We start from the raw sequence: 542 nt of genomic DNA on the forward strand, positions 1-542 counted from the left end.
TACAAGACGCTAATTATTTTTCTAAAGAAATGTATAGTCAATTTACACCTACGTTAGCGCATCAAGAAAACAATAAAACAAACATTATACAAGGCATACCATTTAGCTATGCACCTCAGCAAACGATGTTAGAACAGCCAACATTTTACGAGTACGTCAAGACATATATCGTCTCCCAAGATCCAAGTTCTAAATCTAAAGTGGATAGAGCTATTGAGAAAGACTCGCAGTCTATTAAACATGCACAAAACAAAAAAGTTATTGATATTTATACTTCTGACACTCAGATAGAGCGCTAAAAATAAAGGAGGCTATAAATGATGAATCAAAATGAACAGGGTAAAATTTATCAAACATACTTATTGAAAGAATTTTTTTCGGATAAACCGCTTTTCAATGTTGAAGCTCTAACAGAAAGAGAACAAAATGACTTACAACATTTAAAAGAAAACCTAAATCCCAACATCAAAGCAGTGATTGAAGAGAGTGTAGCAAACGTTATTTCACCTTTTTATGAGTTAGACAAGGCTACTAAAGGTTTA

2 protein-coding genes are annotated in these 542 nt (G+C 32.5%); both read left to right on the forward strand.

Annotated elements, in window-relative coordinates; all coding sequences use genetic code 11:
• Positions 1 to 299 (forward strand): hypothetical protein (locus tag C5C07_RS22040; protein WP_233510492.1); only part of this gene is annotated, 299 nt, incomplete at its 5' end.
• Positions 300 to 320: 21 nt separating this feature from the next.
• On the forward strand, positions 321 to 542 hold a 222-nt coding region (locus C5C07_RS20505; RefSeq protein WP_199522786.1), incomplete at its 3' end, for a hypothetical protein.

Origin of the sequence: Haloferax sp. Atlit-4N (genome assembly GCF_003383025.1) — an archaeon.
Classification (GTDB): Archaea; Halobacteriota; Halobacteria; order Halobacteriales; family Haloferacaceae; genus Haloferax; species Haloferax gibbonsii.